The organism is Paenibacillus sp. PastF-3 (genome assembly GCF_029893135.1).
Classification (GTDB): Bacteria; Bacillota; Bacilli; order Paenibacillales; family Paenibacillaceae; genus Paenibacillus_AQ; species Paenibacillus_AQ nitricinens.
Map to the genome: position 1 here is coordinate 88,727 of NZ_JARXWM010000006.1, position 19,052 is coordinate 107,778.

Annotated in this window: 16 protein-coding genes and 1 pseudogene; 2 read left to right on the plus strand and 15 right to left on the minus strand. The window is 44.4% G+C overall.

Annotated elements, in window-relative coordinates; genetic code table 11:
• Positions 1 to 10: 10 nt before the first annotated feature.
• Genes M2444_RS13860 through M2444_RS13870 form a run of 3 tightly spaced genes read right to left on the minus strand, consistent with a single transcriptional unit; the run spans position 11 to position 2,931 of the window.
• The gene (locus M2444_RS13860) at positions 11 to 1,798 is read right to left on the minus strand and encodes a hypothetical protein (protein ID WP_280787251.1); all 1,788 of its coding nucleotides are present in this window, start codon (positions 1,796 to 1,798) and stop codon (positions 11 to 13) included.
• 13 nt (positions 1,799 to 1,811) lie between these two features.
• Complete coding sequence (locus M2444_RS13865) at positions 1,812 to 2,357, minus strand: prepilin-type N-terminal cleavage/methylation domain-containing protein (protein WP_280787252.1); 546 nt, start codon at positions 2,355 to 2,357, stop codon at positions 1,812 to 1,814.
• Positions 2,341 to 2,931 (minus strand): type IV pilus modification PilV family protein, encoded by a 591-nt coding sequence (locus M2444_RS13870; protein WP_280787253.1) that lies wholly within the window; start codon positions 2,929 to 2,931, stop codon positions 2,341 to 2,343. Before M2444_RS13870 ends, M2444_RS13865 begins: the two co-directional genes overlap by 17 nt.
• 188 nt (positions 2,932 to 3,119) lie before the next feature.
• Here M2444_RS13870 and M2444_RS13875 point away from each other — a divergent pair, with 188 nt between their 5' ends.
• Positions 3,120 to 3,908, plus strand: a complete 789-nt coding sequence (locus tag M2444_RS13875) for an alpha/beta hydrolase (protein WP_280787254.1) — start codon at positions 3,120 to 3,122, stop codon at positions 3,906 to 3,908.
• Positions 3,909 to 4,012: 104 nt separating this feature from the next.
• Here the strand turns inward: M2444_RS13875 and M2444_RS13880 are convergent, their stop codons facing one another.
• The 4 genes and pseudogenes from M2444_RS13880 to M2444_RS13895 all read right to left on the minus strand — a co-directional run.
• Positions 4,013 to 4,843 carry a phosphoenolpyruvate hydrolase family protein gene (locus tag M2444_RS13880; RefSeq protein ID WP_094871945.1) on the minus strand — a complete coding sequence of 277 codons (831 nt, stop codon included), beginning with the start codon at positions 4,841 to 4,843 and terminating at the stop codon, positions 4,013 to 4,015.
• A gap of 41 nt (positions 4,844 to 4,884) precedes the next feature.
• A complete protein-coding gene (locus M2444_RS13885; RefSeq protein ID WP_280787255.1) occupies positions 4,885 to 6,093 on the minus strand; it encodes a Tm-1-like ATP-binding domain-containing protein in 1,209 nt (402 codons plus the stop codon).
• Between the two features lie 198 nt (positions 6,094 to 6,291).
• The gene (locus M2444_RS13890; RefSeq protein WP_280787256.1) at positions 6,292 to 7,491 is read right to left on the minus strand and encodes a phosphoenolpyruvate hydrolase family protein; all 1,200 of its coding nucleotides are present in this window, start codon (positions 7,489 to 7,491) and stop codon (positions 6,292 to 6,294) included.
• A 145-nt stretch (positions 7,492 to 7,636) separates the two neighbouring features.
• Positions 7,637 to 7,948 (minus strand): annotated as a pseudogene (locus M2444_RS13895) (argininosuccinate lyase); the annotation flags it as partial.
• A 118-nt stretch (positions 7,949 to 8,066) separates the two neighbouring features.
• On the opposite strand from M2444_RS13895, the gene fliB reads away from it, so the two are divergent.
• A complete protein-coding gene (gene fliB / locus M2444_RS13900) occupies positions 8,067 to 9,314 on the plus strand; it encodes a flagellin lysine-N-methylase (RefSeq protein WP_280787257.1) in 1,248 nt (415 codons plus the stop codon).
• Positions 9,315 to 9,391: 77 nt separating this feature from the next.
• On the opposite strand, the gene argH is transcribed toward fliB, so the two are convergent.
• From argH to M2444_RS13940, 8 genes are all read right to left on the minus strand, one after another.
• The gene (gene argH / locus M2444_RS13905; RefSeq protein ID WP_280787258.1) at positions 9,392 to 10,807 is read right to left on the minus strand and encodes an argininosuccinate lyase; all 1,416 of its coding nucleotides are present in this window, start codon (positions 10,805 to 10,807) and stop codon (positions 9,392 to 9,394) included.
• A 94-nt stretch (positions 10,808 to 10,901) separates the two neighbouring features.
• Entirely contained in the window at positions 10,902 to 12,137 is a 1,236-nt protein-coding gene (locus M2444_RS13910) for an argininosuccinate synthase (protein ID WP_094871939.1), read from the minus strand.
• Between the two features lie 315 nt (positions 12,138 to 12,452).
• Complete coding sequence (gene argF / locus M2444_RS13915; RefSeq protein ID WP_280787259.1) at positions 12,453 to 13,421, minus strand: ornithine carbamoyltransferase; 969 nt, start codon at positions 13,419 to 13,421, stop codon at positions 12,453 to 12,455.
• On the minus strand, positions 13,418 to 14,704 hold the full coding sequence (locus M2444_RS13920; RefSeq protein ID WP_094871936.1) for an aspartate aminotransferase family protein: 1,287 nt from the start codon (positions 14,702 to 14,704) through the stop codon (positions 13,418 to 13,420). Before M2444_RS13920 ends, argF begins: the two co-directional genes overlap by 4 nt.
• A gap of 70 nt (positions 14,705 to 14,774) precedes the next feature.
• Positions 14,775 to 15,605, minus strand: coding sequence for an acetylglutamate kinase (gene argB, locus M2444_RS13925; protein WP_094877544.1), 831 nt, complete (start codon positions 15,603 to 15,605; stop codon positions 14,775 to 14,777).
• Positions 15,606 to 15,647: 42 nt separating this feature from the next.
• Positions 15,648 to 16,880, minus strand: a complete 1,233-nt coding sequence (gene argJ, locus M2444_RS13930) for a bifunctional ornithine acetyltransferase/N-acetylglutamate synthase (protein WP_280787260.1) — start codon at positions 16,878 to 16,880, stop codon at positions 15,648 to 15,650.
• Between the two features lie 20 nt (positions 16,881 to 16,900).
• A complete protein-coding gene (gene argC / locus M2444_RS13935; RefSeq protein ID WP_094877542.1) occupies positions 16,901 to 17,956 on the minus strand; it encodes an N-acetyl-gamma-glutamyl-phosphate reductase in 1,056 nt (351 codons plus the stop codon).
• A gap of 176 nt (positions 17,957 to 18,132) precedes the next feature.
• Positions 18,133 to 19,017 (minus strand): YitT family protein, encoded by an 885-nt coding sequence (locus M2444_RS13940; protein ID WP_094871927.1) that lies wholly within the window; start codon positions 19,015 to 19,017, stop codon positions 18,133 to 18,135.
• Between the last annotated feature and the right edge of the window lie 35 nt (positions 19,018 to 19,052).

Genomic DNA, 19,052 nt, shown 5'->3' on the forward strand with positions numbered 1-19,052 from the left:
ATATCAAACGCTACTCCAACTGCATGTCTTCTACGCTAATATTCACTGTCTTCACACGAGGAAGTCCGGCCTTCTGATCTTCAAAGATCTGATCGTTATAAGCTGCCTTGAACCGGATTAAATTGCTGTTGCTGTCTATTACAATATTATTATCTTTGCCTATAGCTGTTCCCCGCACAGCATTTATAGTAAGATTCCCCTTTGCAAAGAATCCTCCGCTAAGCGAGAATATAGATCCTACACCATATAAATCCGCATCCGAATCAGTATAGAAAAAAGCATCTAACTGAGTAGGAGTGTTACTGAAGGCAGCCAAACGATTAATAAGTATTGGACCACGGGAGATCAATACTAGTTCCTTACCATCCAATCCTTGAAGTGTTGCATCTTCTACCAATGTAGTATGTTCGGGAATTCCATTAATAGTCGAGGGTTCTTTAAATACAAACATAGTGGAATCAATTTGAACATTCCCCCGAATTTCTACCTTTCCAGTCACTAAAATATTCGCTCGTATCTGTACTGGTTTTTCATTACCATAGTTATCAACGATTAGATTTCCGTCTACAATGAGCCACTTACGGGATGACGTTGAGTTTTTGTCATCTTCTGAGTATAAGACACCCGGAAAATCATCACTGCCGTCCAGATCCAGATTTCCATTATAAATAACAGATTTGGTTGGATGCTTTATAGTGTTTAATTTTTTAGTATATTCCCTCATTTCCTCCTTATAATCCTTCTGAGCCTCAGGCGAGTCATCCCTGAGAATTGGCTTGATCAAGCCAACCTGATCAATAGCATCAAAATTATATAGATTCATACCCGCTAAATAGGATGCTAGTTTGCCTTCAGCAAGCTTATTTCGAATCGTAGTTCTGTCGGCGGCCCCTGCCCCTATTGCTTCCGCCACTTTATCCACAAATGAACCCTCAACATTAACTTCTACGAATGTACGACGATTTCTAATTTCCACCTTATCATGAGGGATTTTCCCAGTCATGGAGGTTTCTTTAGTAATTTCAGAAGCCTTCAACTCACTTTTGCCTTCCTCTCGATATATCAGCTTATCAAGAGATTGAACATGCGCCTCACCATCTATTTCAAAGGGACTTGATACAAGTGTATGGAATTTTTTCTTATACGTGTACTCAGCCTTGTCGCTGATAATTAGTATGTCTCCTGCGTAAATGTTCCCAATAATTAAGGGTGCTCCATTAATCGTAAGATTCTTCTCTGACCCAATAGTGTATTTAAGAAAATCTGGAAAAGTGTCTATAAACACCCTTTGCTTAAGATTACGCTTGACCCCGTTAACTTCAGCCTCCGAGTTGATAGTCACTATGTATTTGACCAACGTTCCTGTTCCAATCGTCCCCTCTACCGCATATGTAATTCCACTTATTTTTCCAGTTGCGTTTGCCAAATCAGTACTTGTCTTAAGACCTGCTGGAAGTGTGGTTGGAAGTGCAGTCAAAAAATTCTTTATGGACTGATCCAGTTCTGCTTGGCTAATATCTATATTACTCTCTATTTTTTTATTTAAGCTCGATGTAATATACGCCACAGCCTCATCAAGCGTTTTTTCAGCTAAGTGTAGACTTTGCACATCATTTTTACGCGTCTCCGTCCGTTGTGCACCGCCCACTGTAGCACTAAGTACACTCAATCCAAGAATAGTAAGAAGTAGTAGAATGAACATTACCAATACAAGTGCCGAGCCTCTCTCTTCCTTTAAGCATTGCAAACTAGTATGAGCTATTCTGAAGCGGGTAGACCGTGATAATTGTCCTGTCATGGTGTGATTCCTCCTAAAAACCAAATTTGCTCACCATCTCCATATCATATGTCCTTCCATCGTAATGCTGAGTTAGAAGTAGTTTTATATCGACTAGTCCGCTTCTACAAGGTGCGTTAACCTTGCAACCCGTACCATTAGAATTGGTAGAAACAATCGTAGAACCAGAAAGATCGGAATGAATTGAGGTACGAGGATCGTTTATGACACTATTAATGGTAAGTGTAGTAATGCCACCTTTCCCGCCCTGAGAAGTAACAAATTGAATAGTTCGCGTAGATATCACACCATCTGAATCCTTTATCAAATTCAATCCACCTGTCGTATTCTCCACTCTAGTAGGCCCAAATACATATAATTCATTAATGATAGATGACATAATCAAATCTGCTTCCTCACGAAGTGAGTTCTCAATCGTTATTTTATGATAGCTGCGAAAACCGAACATCATCAACATAGAAATCATTCCTGCAACCATAGCGAAGAGGGTAATTGCGGCGATCATCTCAATCAGTGTGAAGCCCTGCTGGTATTTTAGGCGGTCAGCGAATCTTCTCATCCGTAATATATCCCTCCACCACCGTAGTATAAGCTGTTCCACCAGGCCCACCATTACCACTAACTTCTACCTCCACAGGGATAAGATAAGGTGCCATCTCGCTCTTACGGGTATCTCCCCCTCCACCACTGTTCTTTCCACCCTGCATCTCCTGATGTAATTGAAACTGGTATCGAATATTAATCTCATATTTGATGTTGTTAACGACTGGATTTAATACATCTGGTAAAGCTCCACCATTTACAAAATTATTGCTATAAACACATGTTATATTCGTCGTGCACTCAGAAGCCTTAATCATGGGCAGTTCCCCACCTGCATCTACAATCTTCTTATGCTCTAATGAATCTGTTACAAAAAAATTACTCATTTCCTCAAAATCCTGCTTCTCCACATAAAACAGCGCGTTCCGCGCCAGATTGACCATAATTGTCTTGTTCTGGTTCGATTTAGAGTAACTCATGGCGTTTGTAAAGTAAGACGTAAGTACCAGTGAAACTATCGATAAGATCACAATAGCGGCCAGCACTTCGATCAATGTAAATCCTTTTTCCTGCTTTAGGCCTGATTTCATCCTACTTTCTTCCTCCTGCCTACGAGAATGCTTTCATATTTGCACGTTTTTTCCTTAATTTTCTACTTCCATTATATTCTCTCATATCGAGCTACAGCAATCCTCAAAACCCTAATAATTCAGATATTTCTACAATATCTCTCACTTTTACTCTATGCTATCATTTGGAAAGAGAGGGGATGGATGAAATGGCTTTAATAGAGTGCAAATTTTATTCGGAAGTACTAGGATTGAATACCTCAATGACTGTAATTTTGCCGCAAAAAACAACCACACAAATCGGGATGAGCAACGTGACTAGAGGCGAACTTCACCCTACGCTTTATTTGCTGCACGGTTTGTCAGACGATGATTCGATCTGGCTGCGCCGGACTTCTATAGAACGATATGTAGCAGAGATGGGGATAGCTGTAGTAATGCCGAATGTACACCGCAGTTTCTATACAGATATGGCGGTTGGCGGTCGTTATTGGACCTTTATTAGTGAAGAGTTGCCGATGCTTGCACGCTCGTTTTTCCCACTGTCAGATAAACGCGAGGAAAACTTTGTAGCCGGGTTATCCATGGGTGGTTATGGAGCGATCAAGCTGGGACTGCGTAAACCGGAGTCTTTTGCAGCGGCAGCTAGTTTGTCGGGAGCACTGGATATGGTGCATAATTTTATGAACGGGGAAAATCCAAACGTCAGAAGCAAAGAATACGAAATGATTTTCGGAAAAGAAGATATCGCCGGAACGCCCGAAGACCTTTTATGGTTGCTTGAGGAAGTAAACCGCTCCACGGGACCAAAGCCAGCGTTGTATCAATGCTGTGGCACAGAAGATTTCCTATATACCGATAACTTGACATTCCGCGATGCCTGCCAAGCAACCTCACTTTCTTTAACCTATGAGGAAGGTCCAGGGACTCATGAATGGGGCTATTGGGATACCAAGATCCGCGATGTACTGGCATGGCTGCCGTTAAGTAATAATTAGCTTTTTCTAATAGACAACAAAAAGGTGCAGCCATAAGCTACACCTTAATATCTGTGCTATGCAGATTGCCCTCTTCGGAGGGTTCTTTTGTTGCCTTATGCCTTTTATTTAGTGATCTTTTTAAATAATCCTGTCTGTTCCGTAATTCCTTTTTCAGCAGCAAATCTTTCAATACTCGATGCACCAAAGAATCCGTCTATGCCTTCTGTCCGTTCAATTACGTACGCCGCATCTTCCGGCTCTGCAATCGGTCCACCGTGACAAATCACCATAATATCGGGATTTACTGCTTTCCCTGCTTTAATAATCGCTTCAATTCTTTCTACACAATCATCCAATGTCAGAGCGGTCTTAGCTCCAATCGTACCTTTGGTAGTTAAGCCCATATGTGCCACCAAAATATCTGCGCCTGCTTCTGCCATGGCTTTTGCTTGCTCAGGATCAAATACATAAGGAGTGGTGAGCATATCCAATTCATGTGCTGCTCTAATCATATCTACTTCTAAACCATATCCCATCCCGGTCTCTTCCAGGTTCTGTCTGAATACGCCATCGATCAAACCAACGGTTGGGAAGTTTTGCACGCCGCTAAAACCTTGATCCTTAAGCTGTTTCAAATACACCTCCATCACTCTAAAAGGGTCCGTTCCACACACGCCTGCTAGAACAGGAGTATTTTTCACAACAGGTAATACTTCAGAGCCCATTTCGACTACGATTTGGTTGGCGTCTCCATAAGATAGTAGCCCTGCCAATGATCCACGACCTGCCATTCTGTATCTTCCTGAATTATAAACAATCAGCATATCCGCTCCGCCAGCTTCACTGCTCTTTGCAGTAATCCCTGTACCGGCTCCCACGCCTAAAAGAATTTTTCCATTTGCTACTTCTTCTCTAAACTTCTCCATGATTTCAGTTCTTGTATTTTTGTTCATGTGAAACGCCTCCATCATTAATTAAATGTTCTGTGTTAGTGTTATTTGCTCATGAGATCTATTAGCTTCTGCGCTGCTGCTTCTGCAAACTCAACATCATTAATGGCACAATCCATTTCGATAATCTCAACAACATTTCTGTTTACGCCATTTCTTAAGGTATCAAATAACATTTGATCTTCCTCTACGCCATAAAAAGCTTCGCCTGCAACATCAATGCCGGATATCCCTTTAAGCGGCAGCATTAATACCGTTTTTTCTTTGGCCATATTTAGTTTCTCGACAAGCTTCTTGCCGATGGCTTCATTTTCTTCTACCGTGGTTCTCATCAAAGTAACTGTCGGGTTATGCTTATAGAACTTATGTCCAGCAAATTTCTCGGGTACCGTATCATAAGGGCCAAAGTTACACATATCAAGCGCACCTACCGACACAACCTGTGGAATATGATGTTTTCCAGCAGCTTCTAACCGATGAGGTCCAGCATTTAGCACACCGCCAATAATTTCGTCCGCCCATTCTGTTGTGGTCAGATCCAATACACCTTCAATAAAACCAGCCTCGATTAGTGCTTCCATGGACTGGCCGCCTACACCTGTTGCATGGAATACAAGCACTTCATATCCTCTAGCTTCAAGATAGTTACGGGCTGCCGTCACACAGGGGGTTGTTACCCCAAACATTGTTGTAGCTACTAATGGTTTTTTCTCTATCACTTGTTTATTCTCAAATTTAAGCATACCGGCGATGGCGAAGGCTGCATTCGTAAAAATCTTCGTCGAAATGGAGTTCAGTCCTGCAACGTCTACTACAGATGGCATCATGACAATATCACTAGTGCCTACATATGGAGCAGTATTCCCTGAAGCTACGGTCGAAACCATCACTTTTGGTACACCAATAGGCAGTGCCCGCATACCAGGAGTGACAAGCGAGGTACCTCCAGTACCCCCAAAGGAGATAATGCCATCAAACTTGCCTTGCTTATATAATTCAGGTACTAATTTTTCCATACCTTTAGCTAATAATTCTGTCGCTAACGCTCTATCTTTCTTGGCAACGAGCTCGTCTATACTTACACCCGCGGCTGCTGCTACTTCTCGGTTAGAGATATCCGGTGTAAAAGTGGGCTCAAACACACCCGTATGAATCGTAAACGTACCTAACTCCAAGCCTTCAAGCAAATTTTTAATGTAGAGATATTCTTCACCCTTGGTGTCAAAAGTTCCGGCAATGGCAATCGTCTTCATTTCTTCAACCTCCTCTTCAGATATCTGCAACAAGTATAAATGCCTTCGGCGTCCTTTTGAGGACGGCAAGCGTTTAAACGAGAAATATAAGGATAATGTATAATGTGAAACTTATACTTTCTTATATTTCAAAAAAGCATGATCAACTTATGAGTTAATCATACTTCTTTGAATTATGAATGAAAACGCTTTTATGTCTTATGTTTTTGTGTTTATGTTAGATTTATATTGTTTGGGAGAATAACCTTTATACTTCTTAAACATTTTGCTAAACTGCGCATAGTCTTGGTAGCCAACTAATGGCGCCAGCTCAGATAACTGGATAGGGTCTCTATGTAATATTTCCGCTGCCTTATCCATCCGAAATTGCACGAGATACGTTTGGAAGCTGCAGCCTACTTTTTTGGTAAACAAGCTACTTAAGTAACTTCGGGATACATGGGCCACCTTAGCTAAATCTGCAAACAAAATCTCATTCATATAATTTTGAGCTATGTATTCTTTTACAAATTCAACATAATCATAGTGCTTGGTGATGCCGTCTAACATTTTGACCATAAAATCATCTTCATCCAGCGTCCCCGATACTTTAAAAGCTTTGGTTATATTCGTAATGGACTTCTCCGAGGGAATTCTTTCAAAAGCAGAGCCCCCGATATACCCCATCAAGTTTTGATTATTACTGTACATATACTGCACATCAATTGGCGTTTTCACAGGACCACCATACACCAATTTAATTAAATCTGGCTTTAGCGCATTGCATCTATTAAAAATCTTGTCCGCCTTAGCCTTGGCAGCTTCCAGAGAGAATACTTTTTTGGCTCCTAATAATCCCCCTTCGGTTAAGCCTAAATGTGTACAAATAATATCTGCTCCTGCCTCGATCATCTGAGCGGCTTGGATTTCGTCAAATACAAAGGCTATGGTAAACAAATCTTTTTCGTGAGCTATTCTTATAGCTTCTACTTCGAGTAGATAACCATTCCCTTCTTCTTCGAGCGCTTCTCCAAATTGACCATCTATTAAGCCAACCGTGGGATAGTTATTAATTCCGGAAAATCCCTTATTCTTTATTTCACTGATATAGCTCTCCATATCTTTTGTCGGATCGGTTGCATTAAGGCCAAAAATAATAGGAATGTCTCTTACCAAAGGGATGATCTCCCTAGATGCAAAGTCCATCACCATATCATTGCTATTACAAAAAGGCAAAATCCCAGCAAGAGAGCTCCTCCCCATCTGGCGGAATTTACCCGAATTTAACATCAGTAGAAAATCAGCACCACCCTGCTTCGCATACTTTGCGGTTATTCCAGCACCTGTGGCTACTCCAATAATATGATTGCCCAGCTCTAATTGGGATCTAAGCTCGTCTAGGATTTGCTCTCTACTCATACTTACGCCCCCTCCTATCCCTACTCTAAGGATAACCGTAAAGAACACTGCGAATCCAGTTATGTTGTACTTAGAGCCCTTTTAGATAAAAAAATCCCGCCTGCGACCTATAACAGTCTGAGGCGAGATTCGGTATTGATACGGTTTACAATATAGCGTCACCGTGTTTTACAACCCATTCATTAGCTTCGTGCAGTGCCTGCTCCGCGCGTTCGATTGCAGCTTTCACCTGAACAGTAGCTGTGCCGCCATAAACGTTACGGGCGTTGACTACCGCTTCCGGTTGAAGAACAGCATAGATATTCTCGTCAAACAGCGGTGAGAATTGCATGAACTCTTCCAGCGTCAGATCCAGCAGGAACTTGCCTTCGTTAATGCAGTAGAGCACTGTTTTTCCGATGACTTCATGTGCTTGGCGGAAAGGAAGACCTTTGCCTACCAAGAAGTCGGCGATATTTTGGCTTGGCTGCCGTTGAAGAGTGTATAGTTCAGAGCTCGGGTACATCTTCATTTGATCATGATATCTGCCGATAATAAACCTACATGGCATTCTAAACATTAAGGGAGAAATTATCATGATAGAAAAAAAGCGCGTTGTTCTTGTGCCAGAATACTTAGAGAGGTTCTCTTGCATTGGATCTGATTGTGAAGATACTTGCTGCGTAGGCTGGCGAGTAGATATTGATAAAAAAACCTATAAGAAATATAAAAACGTAAACGATAGAGAAATGAAACCTCTACTAAACAAACATATAAAACGCAGACGTTCCAATGCATTAGAAATTAATTATGCAAAAATAGTGATGGATTCTAATACAGCTTGTCCCCTTCTAAATGAAGAAAAATTATGTTCTATTCAAAAGACACTAGGAGAGGACTATCTGTCTAATGTTTGTAGTACTTACCCTCGAACCACAAACCAGGTTAATGAAACATTGGAGAAATCGGCCACGTTGTCATGTCCTGAGGTGGCTCGTTTGGTATTGTTAAACCCAAATGGTATTCAATTTAATGAGATTGAAGAATCCATAGATGTCCGGAATTTTATGAATATGCAAATAAATACAAACCGAGAAATATCCTCAACAAAAATAGATAGTTATTTTTGGGATCTGAGAATTTTTACAATACAAGTCTTACAGAATCGAAGTTATTCCATTTCACATAGATTAATAATCCTCGGAATGTTCTACCAGAAAATACAGGGGTACCATTTAGAAGGACGACTAGATGATATCCCTCAGCAAATTTCTTCCTACAGTAGCTTGATCGAAGATGGAAGTTTCCATGATGCTTTGGCAGGTATCACTACATCAACAACTATTCAAATGCAGCTCTTAAAAGAACTGACTGATATTCGTGTGAACAAAGGGGTACAGAGTTTTCGATATATCGAGTGCTTTGGTGAATTACTTGAAGGTATTCAATATACAAACGATTCAACGGTTGAGGAGATTACAAAAAGATACCAACTGGCGTACAGTGAATATTATGCTCCCTTTATGACACCTAACGAATATATACTAGAGAACTATTTAGTGAATTATGTGTACAAAAATCTATTTCCAAGTACAAATACTATTACGGATGTTTTCGATTCCTATATTCTGCTTGTTGTTCACTTTTCTTTAATCAAATTACATTTGATTGGCATGGCAGGACATCATAAGGAAGATTTCGGAGTAAACCACGTGATCAAACTAGTTCAGTCTTTTGCCAAGACAGTTGAGCACGATTCCTTGTACTTAGATAGGGTCATTGAATTGCTTAAGAGAAATGAGTACACTTCTATGGCATATATGGCTATTCTAATAAATAACTAATCGATAGATTAACAAAAAAATCTCGCCTGGCGATACCTCAAAAGGTATTGCCAGGCGGGATTTATGTTGAAAATCACTTACAATATAGCGTCACCGTGTTTTACAACCCATTCATTAGCTTCGTGCAGTGCCTGCTCCGCGCGTTCGATTGCAGCTTTCACCTGAACAGTAGCTGTGCCGCCATAAACGTTACGGGCGTTGACTACCGCTTCCGGTTGAAGAACAGCATAGATATTCTCGTCAAACAGCGGTGAGAATTGCATGAACTCTTCCAACGTCAAATCCAGCAGGAACTTGCCTTCGTTAATGCAGTAGAGCACTGTTTTTCCGATGACTTCATGTGCTTGGCGGAAAGGAAGACCTTTGCCTACCAAGAAGTCGGCGATATCCGTTGCATTCGAGAAGTCCGTGTTCACGGCTTCACGCATACGCCCCTTGTTCACCTTCATGGTGGAAATCATCGGCGCGAACAATTGCAGCGCACCAGTCAGCGTAGTAACAGTATCGAACATGCCCTCTTTATCTTCCTGCATATCCTTGTTGTACGCTAGTGGCAAAGATTTCAGAACAGTCAGCAAGCCAATCAGGTTGCCGTATACACGACCTGTTTTGCCCCGTACCAATTCTGGTACATCCGGGTTCTTCTTCTGCGGCATAATGCTGCTGCCTGTACAGAAAGCATCATCCAGTTCTACAAAGCTGAACTCTGTACTGCTCCACAGCACCAATTCCTCACTAAGTCTGGAAAGGTGGGTCATTACAAGGGCTGCATTCGCCAAGAACTCAACAATGAAATCGCGGTCGCTGACAGCATCCAGACTGTTCTCATATACACTGTCAAAGCCCAGTTGTTCCGCTACAAAATGGCGGTCAATCGGGAAGGTCGTTCCCGCAAGCGCTCCTGCTCCGAGCGGCAGAACGTTGATCCGTTTGTAGCTGTCCGTCAAACGCTCCGCATCGCGGCGGAACATGGAGACGTAAGCAAGCAAGTGGTGAGCAAAGAGGATCGGTTGTGCCCGCTGCAAATGCGTGTAACCAGGGATGATCGTCTCTACATTGTCTTTAGCTTGCTCGATCAAAGCTTCCTGCAATGCATGCAGCAAGCTAACTAGCTCAACTACACGGCCACGTAAATATAGATGCATGTCCGTTGCCACCTGATCGTTACGGCTGCGTCCTGTGTGCAGTTTACCACCGACCGGACCGATTTCCTCGATCAGATGTTTTTCAATATTCATATGGATGTCTTCATCCGCTACGGAGAAAACAACCTCTCCAGCGTTAACCTTGTCCAATACTTTGTTCAGACCTTGCTTAATCGTCTCCACATCTTCTTGTGGAAGGATTCCGCATTTGCCCAGCATTGTGACATGCGCCAGACTGCCTTGCACATCTTCTTTAGCCAAAGCCTTATCAAATCCAATGGAAGCCGTATATTCCTCCACCAGCTTGTTTGTTCCTTTAGTAAACCGTCCGCCCCAAAGCTTGCTCACCTGTAGTTTCCTCCTCTTGGACGCCAGAGGGCCGCTCCTATCCTGACGGGAGGAACGGCCTTCGGGGTTGCCCGTTTAAGTTTATGTTATCGTTCTATTTCGAAGCTCCATTTACACCTGTAGAAACCTTAAGGCGCAATGCGTTCAAGTGGATAAAACCAGTTGCATCCCCTTGATCATAAGCTTGTGTAGGATCAGCTTCCATCGTTGCAATTTCAGGATTGTACAGGCTAACCGGGCTCTTCACTCCAGCGCCAATGATGTTGCCTTTGTAGAGCTTAAGACGAACAGTACCCGTTACATTTTGTTGGCTCTGTGTTACAAGAGCTTGCAGTGCAATACGCTCTGGTGCGAACCAGAAACCGTTATACACCAAAGTGCTGTAACGAGTGATCAGGCTGTCACGCAGGTTCATCACTTCACGGTCCATCGTGATGGATTCCATTTTGCGATGAGCGACGAACAGGATGGTTCCACCCGGAGTCTCATACACGCCGCGGCTCTTCATGCCGACAAAACGGTTCTCAACCATATCCACACGTCCAATACCGTGTTTACCGCCTAGCTCATTCAGTTTATCCATCACTTGCAGTGGGGATAAGGACTCACCATTCAGGGCTACGCAGTCTCCCTTAACGAAATCGAGTTCCAAATATTCCGCTTCATCCGGAGCATCTTCAGGAGCGTTGCTCAGCAGGAACATTCCTTTGTTCTCCGGTGCACTTGGATCAAACCAAGGATCTTCCAATACGCCGCTCTCATAGCTGATATGCAGCAGGTTACGGTCCATCGAATACGGCTTAGCCGCAGATGCTTGTACAGGAATATCATTAGCTTCCGCATAAGCGATCATTTCCGCACGGCCTGGGAATTGATTGCGGAATTCTTCCAGACGCCAAGGTGCGATTACCTTGATGTCTGGTGCCAAAGCAGCTACACCAAGCTCAAAACGGACTTGGTCATTCCCTTTGCCTGTCGCGCCGTGTGCGATAGCTGTTGCACCTTCAGCGATGGCGATATCCACCATGCGTTTAGCGATCAGCGGACGAGCAATACTAGTTCCAAGCAAGTACTGACCCTCATAGAGTGCGCCGGATTGGAACATTGGGTAGATGAAATCGCTAGCGAATTCATCGCGCAGGTCATCGATATATACTTTCGATGCACCGGTTGCTAGTGCTTTTTCCTCCAAACCGTCGAGCTCTTCCTTCTGGCCGATATCGGCTGTGAAGGCGATGATCTCCGCGTCATAGGTTTCTTTAAGCCATTTCAAAATAACAGATGTATCTAGTCCGCCTGAATAGGCGAGTACAATTTTTTCTTTAGCCATGGTGTGGCAACTTCCTTTCGTGTGGGAGGTATAAGATTCGCTAAAGTGCGCTTATAGAACTCCGGTGATAAGGTGCAACTGCGTGAAATGTTTGGACTTCCGGTCGCTGTTATAATCAGATTTCTATGATTTAAGTCTGCGTTTCGCAGATGAAATCTGATTATAAAGGCGAACGCTAACGCTCCTACAGTTCCAAACTTTCAATCCGTTGCTCCGCACCGAAATTCCAACGCTACTTAATAAGTTCATCTTATATAGTATTTTATATAATCTTAGACCAATATAAGTTCAATCCTAATTTTCTTTATGAATTTTTTATCTCATCAGCGCAGCCATTAAAGCCTTCTGCGCATGCAGGCGGTTCTCAGCCTGATCAAAGATGACCGAGTTAGGGCCGTCAATCACACCTGTGCTGACCTCTTCCTCACGGTGGGCTGGCAGGCAGTGCAGGAAAAGATAATCGCTCTTCGCGCCTTTTACAAGCTCCTCATTGACCTGATAGTCTTTGAATGCCGCTTCACGCGCCTTTTGCTCCTCTTCGAAGCCCATGCTCGCCCACACATCCGTATAGATGACGTCAGCGTCTTGCACAGCTTCTTGCGGGCTGTGAGTGACCACAATCTTCGCTCCGGTTTCCTTAGCGATCTCACGAGCTTCTGCTACAACCGCTGCATCCGGCTCATAACCTTCCGGTCCAGCAATAGATACGTCCACACCCAGCTTAGCTCCGCCAATCATCAGGGAATGCGCCATATTGTTACCGTCGCCGATATAAGCCAGCTTTAGACCTTTAAGCTTCCCTTTGTGCTCGTAAATCGTTTGGTAATCCGCCAGCACTTGGCAAGGATGTGCCAGGTCGCTTAGGCCGTTGATTACTGGAATAGAGGCGTAACGTGCTAGGTCCTCTACTTTGTCATGGCCGAAGGTACGGATCATAATGCCGTCGAGGTAACGCGACATTACTTGTGCTGTATCTCCAACGGTTTCACCGCGTCCAAGCTGAATGTCATTTTTGCTCAAGAAAAGGGCATGCCCTCCAAGCTGATACATACCAACCTCAAATGATACGCGAGTACGAGTTGAAGATTTCTCAAAAATAAGACCGATTGTCTTCCCTTTCAGCGGCTGGAATTCTTCGCCATTTTTCTGCTTCTTCTTCAGCTCAATCGCAGAATCTATTAAGTACGTAATTTCTTCCGGGCTGTAATCGTTCAGCTCCAGTAAATCACGGCCTTTCAGTTGCTGTGCAATGGTGATCTTATTACTCTGTACGCCCTGACTCATGAGCTTACCTCCCCGTTTGCTTGTTTAGCATAAGTATGAATGAGTTCGGATAGGATGTCCACCGCCTGGTCGATCTCCTCTTTGCTTACATATAGATTAGGCAGCAGGCGAAGGACATTAGGACCCGCTGTCACGAACAACAGGCCTTTCTTTTGTCCAGCCAATACAATATCGCCCGCTGGTGATTGACATTCAATCCCGATCAACAGTCCTTTACCACGGATATCCTTCACAAAAGAACAGTCTGCCAGCTTCTCTTTCAAAAGACCTGTCAGGTACTTACCCATTTCTTCGGCACGTTGTGGAAGCTCATCCTCCAGCATCGTTTCAATCGTCGCTGCCATAACCGCTGTTGCGAGCGGTGTTCCCCCGAAGGTGGACGCATGGCTGCCCGGTGAGAAAGCCTCACGCAAATAGCCTTTGCCAAGCATTAAGCCTGCTGGAAACCCACTAGCAATCCCCTTAGCCAAGGTGAAAATATCCGGTTCAATTCCATAATGCTGATGAGCGAACAACTTGCCTGTACGTCCCATACCGGTCTGTACTTCGTCTACAATTAGAAGCAGTCCGTGTTTCTCACATAGCGCCACAACAGCGTTCAAGAACTCAGGTTCTACCTCAAGCACGCCACCCTCTGCAAGTACCATCTCCAGCATAATAGCAGCTGTGTGATCGCCAATAGCAGCCTCTAACGCTGGGAGATCATGCAAAGGTACCGTCTTAAAGCCTGCTGGAAGCGGCAGGAAGCCTTCTTTTACCTTTTGCTGACCTGTAGCAGTCAGTGTAGCTAGCGTACGACCATGGAAAGATTGTTCAAACGTAATGATTTCATAACGATCAGCACCCTTTACCTTCTGGTGGTAACGGCGAGCCAGCTTAATAGCAGCCTCATTCGCTTCTGCCCCACTATTGCAGAAAAAGACTTGATCAGCGCAGCTATTCTCTGTCAAAAGATTTGCAACTTTGTCCTGTCCCGGAATATGGAACAGGTTCGAGACATGCCAGAGCGTGTCAATCTGATCCTTCAGCTTCGCACCGACTTTTTCAGGAGCATGACCTAGACTGGTCACAGCTAATCCACTTGTAAAATCAAGATACTTATTGCCCTTATCATCCCATACCCAGGTGCCCTTGCCTTTAACTAAGCTAAGATCATATCTGGCGTAAGAAGGGAATACCGCGCTAAGCTTGCCTGCTGCAACATCCGGTGTACCTGATCCTACGGTATCGGTCTGCTGTGCCCCTGCTTGCGAATCCAATTCCGTTTGTGTAAGCTTGCTCATTCTAAGTCACTCTCCCATCTTGTGCTCCTGTGTACCAGGCTGCACCTCTAAATGATATTCATCTATGATTCTACGAACGAATAATACGTGTGCCTATCGCTTCACCTTGCAGTACTCGGCTAAGCACCCGCGGTTCTTTTCCATCCACAATAATAACCTCTGAAACGCTGCCTTGAATGCAGTCGATAGCTGCCCGCACTTTTGGGATCATGCCGCCGTAGATTTCTCCACTTTCGATTAAGGCTTCAATTTCCTGTACGGTAACGGATGGAAGTACAACCTTTTGGCCTTCCACCGTACTCATAATGCCAGGGACATCTGTGACTACGATCATTTGGGGAGACTCTACATAAGAAGCGACTGCCCCTGCTGCTGTATCTGCGTTAATATTGTAGCGCTGACCTGCAGCATCAACTCCGATAGGCGCAATGACTGGGATATAACCCATGCCAATAATTCCTGTTACAATCTCAGCCTTTACTTCCGTTACTTCTCCTACCAAACCTACTTCAGCGCTATTAGCTACAGGTCTAGCAGTAATCATATTTCCATCAATGCCGGATAGCCCTAGAGCTAGACCGCCACTTTCTTGAATTCGTCTTACAATCGCCTTGTTAATACTCCCTGCCAACGTCATCTCAACGACATCTAGCACGGCTTCAGTAGTTACTCGCAGACCGTTCACGAAGCTGCTTTCAATGCCCAATTTTGCTAGATTCTCTGAAATAGCTGGCCCTCCGCCATGAACAATTACAGGCTGAATGCCTTCTTGCTGCAAATCTCGCAAATCCTCGAAAAAAGAATCCGGAAGCGCAGCTAACGTACTGCCGCCGCATTTCATCACAAACAATCCACTGCCATCTAATGCATCTATAAGTTCAAGCTCGCTGTTTAGCGTCATATAATCGATATCCTTCCCTTGTGGGCTTAAGCACGCCACAAATTAGGTACGATATGCAGCGTTAATCCGCACATAATCGTAAGTTAGGTCACAGCCCCAAGCTGTAGCCTTTCCGGTTCCATCATGCAAATCTACAGTGATCAGCACAGTTTCACTTTTTTGCAAATAGGCTAAAGCCTCTTCCTCGTCAAAAGCAACTGGCTTCGAGTGCAAGAGCACCTCAATCTCACCTAATGAAATATTTACATGCTCTGGCGATACCGGAACACCCGCACGCCCAACCGCAGCAATAATTCGTCCCCAGTTCGCATCCGCTCCAAAAATAGCAGATTTCACTAGACTAGAACCGACCACCGTCTTGGCAATCGCTGCCGCCGCCTCATCATGAACAGCACCATTCACTTGCACCTCAATCAGGTGAGTCGCACCTTCGCCATCCCGCGCAATAGCCTTGGCTAGCGTCTGACAGACATACGTGAAGCCAGCAGCAAAAGCGTCCCAATCCGGATGAAGCCGAGTCAGCTTCTCATTACCTGCAAGCCCACTAGCCATCGAAACTAGCATATCATTCGTGCTTGTATCTCCATCCACTGTAATCATATTAAAAGTAACGTTCGTAGCAGAACGAAGTAGACTGTGTAAATCCTCCGCTGAAATATCAGCATCTGTAGTCATAAAACCGAGCATGGTAGCCATGTTAGGATGAATCATCCCGGAGCCCTTCGCGGCTCCAGCAATAATAACTTCTACACCACCAACAAGCACCTTTACGGCAACCTCTTTTTTAACTAAATCAGTTGTAAGGATGGCCTGACAGAATTCTTCCGCTCCAGCAGCCCCACCGTCCAGCTTCTCTGGCAGTACAGTAATACCACTACGTACGCAATCCATCTTCAGCAGCTCACCGATCACACCAGTCGAAGCGACAGCAACATCATTAACCTCTACGCCCAAATGTTGAGCCGCAGCAGCGCGCATCTCATAAGCATCGGCCTCACCTTGTTCACCTGTGCAGGCATTAGCATTCCCGCTGTTCACGATTACCGCCTGCAACGTTCCGTTCACAAGACTTTCCCGTGTCACCTTCAGAGGAGCCGCCTGAAAAACATTCGTCGTATACACAGCCGCCGCCGTTGCCGGAACCTCGCAGACAATCACTCCGAGATCGTTACGATCTGTTTTTTTCAGACCACAGTGCAGACCTCCGGACTTAAAGCCTTTAGGTGAAGTAATGCTGCCACTATCCATGGTAGTAAATAATTCAATCTCGTTCATGTTATTTGTACCGCTGAACCTTATGGATACACAGGTGTGTAGCCGAGGCCAAGGGTTTCCTCCCATCCCATCATCAAATTAAGGTTCTGTATTGCCTGCCCTGCCGCACCTTTTACAACGTTATCAATGACGGAGACGATCGTCACCCGCCCTGTACGAGCATCTGTTGCAAATCCGATATCACAATAATTAGAGCCGCTAACTTCTTTTGTCGCTGGAATCACACCTGCATCGCGCACCCGCACATAAGGTCTGCCCGCATAATATTCACGATATAAATTCACAAAATCCTGCTCCGTATAATTGCCCGTCATTCCTGCATACATCGTACTCATAATACCTCGGCTCATCGGCACGAGATGTGTGGTGAACGTTACGGTTACCTTTTCTCCAGCAATCTCCGTGAGTGTCTGCTCAATTTCTGGTATATGTTGATGTTTATTTATTTTATAAGTTTTTAAGTTCTCGTTTATCTCTGCATAATGCACCATCAGACTCGTTCCGCGTCCTGCTCCGGTAACCCCTGATTTGGCATCAATAATAATACTGTCATGCTTAATCCAGCCTGCCTGAATGGCAGGAATTAGTCCAAGAAGTGTAGCCGTAGGATAACAGCCTGGATTAGATATAAAATCAACCCCAGCCGCGCGCTCTCCGAACACCTCACAAAGTCCGTATACAGCCTGCTCTAGGTATTCATCAGCCGGAGCCGGATGTTTATACCAGTGTTCATACTCTGCGCCATTCTTCAATCGGAAATCACCGGATAGATCTACGACCTTTAGTCCAGCTTCCAGCAGCTGCGGCACCAGCTTTGCACTTACACCAGACGGTGTAGCCGTAAAAACCACATCCGCCCGCTCAGCCATCTGAGCCGGATCAACGCCATCCAGCCTTCGGTCAATAATGCCCGTCAAATGAGGAAACCCTTCCTCTATTGCATCCCCTGCACTTGATGAGGAAATCACCGAAGTAATCTCTACCTTAGGATGACTTTGTAGTAGCCGAATCAGCTCTACGCCTCCATAACCCGTTGATCCAACAATCGCCGCCCTCAGCTTGCCTTCCACTGTCATCCCCACTTCCTGCTTATCATGAATATATTATTTAATATAATGCATACCGTCTTAGAAATATGTATTATTATACATCCCAATTAATATAAATACAACACAATATGTGAACTTTATTTCCTCCTAAATATAACCTCATTTACAAAAAAAGAGAAGCGCCGCCTCCCCCGTAGGTGAGATTACGCTTCCCTTTTAAACCCTTCGCCCAGCACTTCATGAGCTTCGGTAATAATCACAAATGCACTTGTATCTACAGATTGGACAATCGCTTTCAGTCTCGACACTTCATTCTGGCCTACCACTACCATCAGAACGGTACGTGCATCACCAGTATACCCGCCATGTGCGTCCAGCTTCGTCAGACCACGATCTAAATCATTTAATATCGCTTCAGATATTTCTTCCGTCTTGTCAGAGATTATGTACGCAACCTTCGTATAACGAAAGCCTACCTCTATCGCGTTAATGGCCTTACCTGTCACAAATAATCCGATCAGCGCATACAGTGCTTGCTCCATACCGAGTATAAATGCAGCTAACACAATGACTGTCCCGTCTAGCAGCACTACAGAAATCGAGAAGCTGAGACCGGATATCTTTTGAATAATCTGCGCCAAAATCGTGAGTCCACCTGTCGATCCACGTCCACGGAACACAAGACCTAGTCCCACTCCGACACAGATACCGCCATAAATGGAGGCTAAGAGTGGATTGGTTGTAGGTGCAGGTAAATCTTTCGTCACAAGGATGAACAACGGCAGTACAAAACTCCCAAGCAGTGAGCGTACTCCATATTGCTTACCTAGGAAAATTACCCCGAGCACAAACAGTGGAATATTAAGTGCCCATTGCGTGTAAGCCGGTTCAGCTCCAAACCAGGCTTCAGCCAATACAGACAGACCGGATACACCACCAGAAGCAATATGATTCGGCAGAAAAAAGAGATTAAACCCCAGCGCTGTCACTAACGAACCGAGCAGAATTAGCGTTGTATCCACTACATGTCGGAGTGGTCCATTTAGAGGAATTAGTGGGGGTTTATTACGTGAATTGATTTTTTGCATTTCAAGGCGCTCCTTAAAGTGTCATCTTGCTTTAC

Excerpts from the sequence above, each read along its gene's own strand:
- M2444_RS13885 (WP_280787255.1), bottom strand. The coding sequence starts at position 6,093 with ATGAAGACGATTGCCATTGCCGGAACTTTTGACACCAAGGGTGAAGAA.
- M2444_RS13865 (WP_280787252.1), bottom strand. The coding sequence starts at position 2,357 with ATGAGAAGATTCGCTGACCGCCTAAAATACCAGCAGGGCTTCACACTG.
- argB (WP_094877544.1), bottom strand. The coding sequence starts at position 15,605 with ATGACGCTAAACAGCGAGCTTGAACTTATAGATGCATTAGATGGCAGT.
- M2444_RS13860 (WP_280787251.1), bottom strand. The coding sequence starts at position 1,798 with ATGACAGGACAATTATCACGGTCTACCCGCTTCAGAATAGCTCATACT.
- M2444_RS13910 (WP_094871939.1), bottom strand. The coding sequence starts at position 12,137 with ATGGCTAAAGAAAAAATTGTACTCGCCTATTCAGGCGGACTAGATACA.
- M2444_RS13940 (WP_094871927.1), bottom strand. The coding sequence starts at position 19,017 with ATGCAAAAAATCAATTCACGTAATAAACCCCCACTAATTCCTCTAAAT.
- M2444_RS13880 (WP_094871945.1), bottom strand. The coding sequence starts at position 4,843 with ATGAACAAAAATACAAGAACTGAAATCATGGAGAAGTTTAGAGAAGAA.
- fliB (WP_280787257.1), top strand. The coding sequence starts at position 8,067 with ATGATAGAAAAAAAGCGCGTTGTTCTTGTGCCAGAATACTTAGAGAGG.
- argC (WP_094877542.1), bottom strand. The coding sequence starts at position 17,956 with ATGACAGTGGAAGGCAAGCTGAGGGCGGCGATTGTTGGATCAACGGGT.
- M2444_RS13875 (WP_280787254.1), top strand. The coding sequence starts at position 3,120 with ATGGCTTTAATAGAGTGCAAATTTTATTCGGAAGTACTAGGATTGAAT.
- argJ (WP_280787260.1), bottom strand. The coding sequence starts at position 16,880 with ATGAACGAGATTGAATTATTTACTACCATGGATAGTGGCAGCATTACT.
- M2444_RS13920 (WP_094871936.1), bottom strand. The coding sequence starts at position 14,704 with ATGAGCAAGCTTACACAAACGGAATTGGATTCGCAAGCAGGGGCACAG.
- argF (WP_280787259.1), bottom strand. The coding sequence starts at position 13,421 with ATGAGTCAGGGCGTACAGAGTAATAAGATCACCATTGCACAGCAACTG.
- M2444_RS13890 (WP_280787256.1), bottom strand. The coding sequence starts at position 7,491 with ATGAGTAGAGAGCAAATCCTAGACGAGCTTAGATCCCAATTAGAGCTG.
- M2444_RS13870 (WP_280787253.1), bottom strand. The coding sequence starts at position 2,931 with ATGAAATCAGGCCTAAAGCAGGAAAAAGGATTTACATTGATCGAAGTG.